This window comes from Micromonospora phytophila (genome assembly GCF_023656545.1).
Taxonomy (GTDB): Bacteria; Actinomycetota; Actinomycetes; order Mycobacteriales; family Micromonosporaceae; genus Micromonospora; species Micromonospora phytophila.
Map to the genome: position 1 here is coordinate 1 of NZ_JAMOKF010000560.1, position 2,064 is coordinate 2,064.

Below are 2,064 nucleotides of genomic sequence, written 5' to 3' on the forward strand. Positions count from 1 at the left end.
CTGGTCGGCGCTGCGCCGGGCGGACGCGCCGCTGCCGCGCTGAGCGGGCCGTCGGCGCCGCCGGGCCGTGGTCCGGCGGCGCCGACGGCGGGGGTACGCCGAGAGGGGCCGTGCGGTCAACAACCGCACGGCCCCTTCGTCGTTTCCGGTCGGGTCAGTCGCGCAGCGGGCGTCCCTGCCCGTCGACGCCACCGTTGACGAGGATCAGGATGCCGTCGATGAGGCCCCAGATGCCGCCGATGCCGCAGGTGACGAGCGATACCACGAGCTGGATGACGCCGGTCTTGGTGTCGCCCATGTAGAAGCGGCCGGCACCGAAGGTGCCGAGCAGGATCTGCAGGATGCCGGCGACGACCTTGCTCTTGTCGGAAACGCCCTGGGGATAGCCGGGCTGGTAAGGAGGAGTGGTCATGGGGCGACACACTAGTGATCCACTTGCCTGGTGTCCGCAACACGACGCGCCGAGTGGGACGATAATGGTCGAAGACTGTCCTGACGGCTGAGGTGGCGTCCCACCGCCGACCGGGTCGACGCCTGACACTTCGTCAGGGCCAGCGGTCACCGGATGTCACTGTGCTGGCTTCCCGCAGGCGGCGGCGCGCCTAGACTGCCGCCGGCGGGACCGGTGGACCGCGGCGGCAAAGGGGCCGCCGTGGCGCCGAGCAGTCGGGGATGAGCAGCCCCGAAGAGAGGTGTCTGCATCGTGAAGGTCGGAATCCCCCGCGAGGTCAAGAACCACGAGTACCGCGTGGCGATCACGCCGGCGGGCGTCAACGAGTTCACCCGCAGCGGTCACCAGGTCTTCGTCGAGTCCGGCGCCGGGGTCGGCTCCAGCATCAGCGACGACGAGTTCGCCGCGGCCGGCGCCAAGATCCTGGCCACCGCCGACGAGGTGTGGGACACCGCCGAACTGGTGCTCAAGGTCAAGGAGCCGATCGCCGAGGAGCACCACCGGATGCGCGAGGGGCAGGTGCTCTTCACCTACCTGCACCTGGCCGCTTCCAAGGAGTGCACCGACGCGCTGGTCGACCGGAAGGTCACCGGCATCGCGTACGAGACCGTCGAGCTGCCCGACCGGTCGCTGCCGCTGCTCGCCCCGATGTCCGAGGTCGCCGGCCGGCTCGCCCCGCAGGTGGGCGCCTACCAGCTGCAGCGCCAGGGCGGCGGGCGCGGCATCCTGATGGGTGGTGTCTCCGGCGTCTACGCGGCCAAGACCGTGGTCATCGGCGCCGGTGTGTCCGGCATGAACGCCGCCGCGATCGCGCTCGGCCTGCAGGCCGAGGTGCTGCTGCTGGACAAGAACGTCGCCCGGCTGCGCCAGGCCGACGCCATCTACCGCGGCCACCTGCAGACCGTCGCCTCCAACGCGTACGAGATCGAGCGGGCCGTGCTCGACGCCGACCTGGTCATCGGCGCGGTGCTGGTGCCCGGCGCGAAGGCCCCGATGCTGATCTCCAACGAGCTGGTCTCCCGGATGAAGCCGGGCAGCGTGCTGGTCGACATCTCCATCGACCAGGGCGGCTGCTTCGAGGACTCCCGGCCCACCACGCACGCCGACCCGACGTACAAGGTGCACGAGTCGATCTTCTACTGCGTGGCCAACATGCCCGGCGCGGTGCCGCACACCAGCACCTACGCGCTGACCAACGTCACCCTGCCGTACGCCCTGGAGCTGGCCAACCACGGCTGGCGCGAGGCGCTGCGCCGCGACCCGGCGCTGGCGCTGGGCCTGAACACCCACGACGGCCAGGTCACCTACGGCCCGGTCGCCGAGGCCCACGGCATGCCGGCGCTGCCGCTGGTGGACGTGCTGGCCTGAGGGGCGGCGGGCTGACCGGCACACCGGACGGGGCCGGCGCGGGCGCGGAGCCCGCGCCGGCCCTGCGCCGTGCCGTGCGCGGCTACCTCGACCACCTCACCGTCGAGCGGGGACTGTCGGCGAACACGCTGTCGTCGTACCGCCGGGACCTGGAGCGCTACCTCGCCACCCTCGCGGCGGCGGGGATCGGCGACCTCGCCGCGGTCGGCGCCGGAATGGTCGAGTCCCACCTGACCCGGCTGCGC

Annotated in this window: 3 protein-coding genes; 2 read left to right on the forward strand and 1 reads right to left on the reverse strand. The window is 71.9% G+C overall.

The genetic code is table 11. The features are described 5' to 3' along the window. Nucleotides 1–154: 154 nt before the first annotated feature. On the reverse strand, nt 155–478 hold the full coding sequence (locus NCC78_RS31190; protein WP_308220981.1) for a TM2 domain-containing protein: 324 nt from the start codon (nt 476–478) through the stop codon (nt 155–157). Nucleotides 479–703: 225 nt separating this feature from the next. Here NCC78_RS31190 and ald point away from each other — a divergent pair, with 225 nt between their 5' ends. Further along, nucleotides 704–1,819, forward strand: a complete 1,116-nt coding sequence (gene ald / locus NCC78_RS31195) for an alanine dehydrogenase (protein WP_250799017.1) — start codon at nt 704–706, stop codon at nt 1,817–1,819. A gap of 11 nt (nt 1,820–1,830) precedes the next feature. Then, on the forward strand, nt 1,831–2,064 hold a 234-nt coding region (locus tag NCC78_RS31200), incomplete at its 3' end, for a site-specific integrase (protein WP_250799018.1).